Raw genomic sequence first — 2,401 nt, 5'->3', positions numbered from 1 at the left:
AAACCAACTCTTTTTCTATCCAACTCACTATATATGCTAAAGGATTTTCATTGTTTGATGGTGCTATATACTTTGCTTTTTCTAATAATCTTGGATTAGCATTTTTAACTGCAAATCCGTAGTTTGCCGCCTCTAGTAAAGCTTCATCATTCATATTGTCACCTACTGCTACCACTTTATAATCTTGTAGCTTTTTTAATTCTATTAATTCTTTTAATGCTTGTCCTTTTGATGCAGAGTTAGGAACTATTTCAAGATATTTTATAGCACTTCTTAAAGGTTTTTCTATATCATACATTGAAAAATCTTCTTCAAATTTATCTAAAATATCCCCTTCTCCAACTATTAATATTTTAGTCCACTTTTTATCCCAAATCTCACCTTCTGAACCAAAAATAACATTATATCCAAGCTTTGAAAATCTCTTTGTTAAATGACATTCTTTAAATACATAGATATTCTCTTCTGAATATACTTCAAGTCCTATTCCTTCAACTTCCATAAGCTTTCTTATTATCTCTTTTCTATGTTCTTCTAAAGTATATTCATTTAAAACACTTTCTGTTGCATAGTCATAAATTTTGCATCCATTATAAAGAATTACAGGTAAACTTAATTTTAAATCAATTGCATATCTACTTGCTGAAGGTAACATTCTTCCTGTTGCAACAGTAAAAAGCCCTCCATTTTCTTTAAAATATTCTATTGCTTTTCTATCCTCATCTGATATTTTTTTCTCTTTATTTATAATAGTTCCATCCATATCTGAAACTAACATTATTCCACTAAAAATCCCCATCTACAATTCCCCCTAGCTATTTGTTTTGAATATTATTTTTCTTATTATACACCTTGGTAAAAACTTTGTCCCTAAAACCATAATCTTATTTTTAAATCCTGGTACTATAATTACCTTTCCTTTTTTAAAACTATTATATCCTACTTTAGCTACATAACTAGCTTCCATTAAGTATTTCTTAGCTTTTTCTGATTTTACTATGCCAGCCTCTTTTTGAAATCCTGTTTTTACTGGTCCTGGGCATAGGCAACTCACTTTTATATTACTTTCTATGCACTCTTCAAATAAAGCCTCTGTTAATGTTAGAATATAAGCTTTAGATGAATAATATGCGCTCATCTTAGGTCCACCTACAAAAGCAGCTGTTGAAGCTACATTTAATATTCCTCCAGCTCCTCTCTTCTTCATCTTAGGAAGCAATCTTTTCATAATAATAGTTGGTGCTTTTATGTTTAAATCCAATAATACTACATCCTTTTTCTCCTCCACTTCTTCAAAATATCCAAAGCTCCCTACTCCTGCATTATTAACTATATTTTCTATCTCTAATTTATCTAATTCTAACAGTAATTCTTCAAGTTCATTTTCTTTTGCTAAATTTAATGCTTTATATAAAATATTTACCTTCTTTTTTCTTAACTCTTTACTTACTTTTTCTAATTCTTCCTCATTTCTTGAAACTAAGAACAAATTTTTTCCATCATCTGCAAATAATTTTGCTAGCTCATATCCAATACCTTTTGTTCCTCCAGTTATTAACGTATATAATTCTTTTTCCATAAATAAAACTCCTATAAGTTAGTTAGAATAATTATATAATATTTTTTCTTTTATGATATAATATTATATGATTTGGTTTAAATTGGATATAATAATTATTAATTTACTATGAGGTGATTTTTTGAATAAAAATTTAGTAAGTGTAGTAGTTCCTATGTATTTTGAAGAACTTGTTGCACAAGAATGTTATAACAGATTAAAAACTGTTATGGATTCTATAGAAAATATTGATTATGAACTTATCTTTATAAATGATGGAAGTACAGATAAAACATTAGATATCTTAAAATCTGCTGCTTCAAACGATTCTAAAGTTAAAATAATAAATTTTGCAAGAAACTTTGGGCATCAAGTCGCAGTAACAGCTGGACTTTTCAACTGTTCAGGTGATGCAGTTGTTATAATTGATGCAGACTTACAAGACCCACCTGAGCTAATTCCTCAAATGCTTGAAAAGTGGAGAGAAGGCTTTCAAGTTGTTTATGGAAAAAGAGGCAAAAGAAAAGGTGAAAGCAAGTTTAAACTGGTTACTGCAAAATATTTCTATAAATTTTTAGGTAAAATGTCTGACATTGATATTCCTAAAGATACTGGTGACTTTAGACTTATAGATAAGTCAGTTGTTGAAGCATTTAAATCAATGCCTGAACAAAACAGATTTATTAGAGGAATGATTAGTTGGATTGGATTTAATCAAACTTATATTGAGTACACTAGAGATGAAAGATTTGCTGGTGAAACAAAATATCCTTTATCTAAAATGATAAAATTTGCTAGTGATGGTATAATTTCATTTTCATCAAAGCCATTAAAGCTTATGAC

Annotated in this window: 3 protein-coding genes; 1 reads left to right on the top strand and 2 read right to left on the bottom strand. The window is 28.6% G+C overall.

Annotated elements, in window-relative coordinates:
• Together ACRC28_RS00760 and ACRC28_RS00755 are read right to left on the bottom strand one after the other, a co-directional pair.
• Positions 1-799: Cof-type HAD-IIB family hydrolase (locus tag ACRC28_RS00760; RefSeq protein ID WP_438541544.1), on the bottom strand; the 799-nt coding region annotated here is incomplete at its 3' end.
• Positions 800-811: 12 nt separating this feature from the next.
• Complete coding sequence (locus ACRC28_RS00755) at positions 812-1,579, bottom strand: SDR family NAD(P)-dependent oxidoreductase (RefSeq protein WP_438541543.1); 768 nt, start codon at positions 1,577-1,579, stop codon at positions 812-814.
• 154 nt (positions 1,580-1,733) lie between these two features.
• Between ACRC28_RS00755 and ACRC28_RS00750 the strand changes: the two genes are divergently transcribed.
• Positions 1,734-2,401 (top strand): glycosyltransferase family 2 protein (locus ACRC28_RS00750; protein ID WP_438541545.1); only part of this gene is annotated, 668 nt, incomplete at its 3' end.

This window comes from Clostridium sp. (assembly GCF_051650885.1).
Taxonomy (GTDB): Bacteria; Bacillota; Clostridia; order Clostridiales; family Clostridiaceae; genus Clostridium.
Note: the sequence above shows the minus strand (reverse complement) of the source record. Positions and strands in the feature narration are given on the sequence as shown.